Source organism: Saccharopolyspora sp. NPDC000359 (genome assembly GCF_040300525.1).
Classification (GTDB): domain Bacteria; phylum Actinomycetota; class Actinomycetes; order Mycobacteriales; family Pseudonocardiaceae; genus Saccharopolyspora.
This window is the reverse complement of sequence record NZ_JBEPDU010000115.1, coordinates 1-1995: the sequence shown is the minus strand read 5'-3', so window position 1 is coordinate 1995 and position 1995 is coordinate 1. Positions and strand designations below refer to the sequence as shown.

Sequence of the window (1995 nt, the reverse complement as noted above, 5' to 3'; positions counted from 1 at the left end):
GCGGAGGAGAAGAGGATGAGGGTGGTGGGGTGGTGTTGGGTGTGTTGGTGGAGGTGCCAGGCTGCGGTGGCTTTGGGCGCGAAGGTGCGGTGCAGGTGTTCAGGCGTCTGGTTGGTGAGCACCGCGTCGTCGACGACACCTGCGCAGTGCACGATCGCGCTCAGCTCCTGGCCGTCGAGCGCGGCAGCGAGCTGCTCGCGGTCAGTGATGTCGCACACGACGGACCTCACGCGAGCTCCGGCAGCGGCCAGGTCGTCCCGCAGCTCGGCCGGGACCGGTCGGCGTGCGAGCAGCAGCAGGTCCCGCGCGCCGTGCGTGCGCACGAGGTGCCGGGCGACGAGACCGCCCAGCGCACCGGTGGCTCCGGTGATGAGGACCGTGCCCGCTGACCAGTCGGGGCCGCTGTTCGCACCCGGCTTCTCGTGCACCAACCGCGGCACGTGCAGCTCGCCCTGCCGGATTGCGATCTGCGTCTCGCCCGCGGCGATGGCAGCGGTGGCCCTGGTGCGCCACGACGAGTCGAGGTCGTCGACGTCGACCAGGGCGAACTGGTCCGGGTGCTCGGACTGCGCCGATCCCACCAGACCCCACACCGCCGCGTTGGCCAGCGCCGCGGGCACGTCGGTCGGTGCGTCCCCGTCGAGCAGGTAGGAGCCGGTGGTGACCAGGGCGAGCCGCGCGGTGGCGGAGCGCTCGTCGGTGAGCCAGCCCTGCAGGACTTCGAGCGCCCGCACCGCAGCGCGTTCCGCGTCGTCGCCGTCCGGGCGGAACGGCAGGAACACCACATCGGGTTCCGCAGCGCTCTCGGCGGGAGGTGCCGGGACCCAGGCGGTGCGGAACAGCGACCGGTCGAGCTGGCTCGTCCGGGACTGCGGGAGCGGGCGCAGCGCGAGCCGGGAGACTTCGAGGACCGGGTGGCCGGACGGGTCGGCGAGCAGCAGCGACACCGCGTCCTGTCCTGCCGGACGGATCCGCACCCGCAGGAACCGGGGGTTTACCGCGTGCAGGGCCACCCCGCTCCAGGAGAACGGCACGGACGGCGCGCTGGTGTCGTCGAGGAACTCGCCGAGCCCGATGGGGTGCAGTGCGGAGTCCAGGAGCGCCGGGTGCACCGTGAACCGGTCCGCGTCAGCGTGCTGCGCCTCGTCCAGGTCGACTTCGGCGAACACCACGTCGTCGCGCACCCACGCCCGGCGCAGCCCCTGGAAGGCGGGGCCGTAGTTCAGACCGGGCAGGTCGGTGTAGACCGCGTCGGTGTCCACGGGCGTGGCGTCCGCGGGCGGCCAGGTGGTGAGCTCCTCGGTGGGGGCCGGGTCGACGGCGGTGAGCAGGCCGTCGGCGTGCTTGGTCCACGGCTCACCGGGTGCGGCGTCGGCCGCTCGGGAGAAGACGGCGACGGCTTGGCCGTCGGCACCGGGTTCGTCCAGCAGGACCTGGAGTTCGACGGCGGTGTCCCCGGTGAGCACGAGCGGTTCGCCGAGGGTGAGCTCCGCGAGGTGGGGGTGGCCAGCCTGTTGCCCGGCGTGCAGCGCCAGCTCGACGAACGCGGTGCCGGGCAGCAGCACGGTGCCGTGCACGGTGTGCTCGGCCAGCCACGGGTGCGAGGACAGGGCGAGGGTGCCGGTCAGGAGCATCCGGCCGCCGTCGGCCAGCCCGATCGCGGTGTTGAGGAGCGGGTGCCCCGAGCCGCCGGTGGCCTCGGCCGATTCGAGCCAGTAGCGCGTGCGTTGGAACGCGTGCGTGGGCAGTTCCGTGGTGTGGGCGCCGGTTTCGGCGAAGTAGGTGTGCCAGTTGGGCTTGATGCCGTTGGCGATGAGGGTGGCGAGTGCGGTGGTGAGGGTTTCGGGTTCGGGTTTGTCGCGGTGGAGGGAGGGTGTGGTGGTGCCGGGGATGTGTGGGGTGAGTGAGGCGTTGGGGCCGATTTCGAGGTAGGTGGAGGAGTTGTGCGTGGTGGTGATGGCGTCGGCGAATCGGACGGTGTGTCGGGCGTGGTGT

Annotated in this window: 1 protein-coding gene; it reads right to left on the bottom strand. The window is 72.3% G+C overall.

Going from position 1 to position 1995, the window contains the following annotated elements:
- Positions 1-1995, bottom strand: a 1995-nt coding sequence (locus tag ABT324_RS33295; protein WP_351185878.1) for an SDR family NAD(P)-dependent oxidoreductase, incomplete at both ends; no start/stop codon positions are given.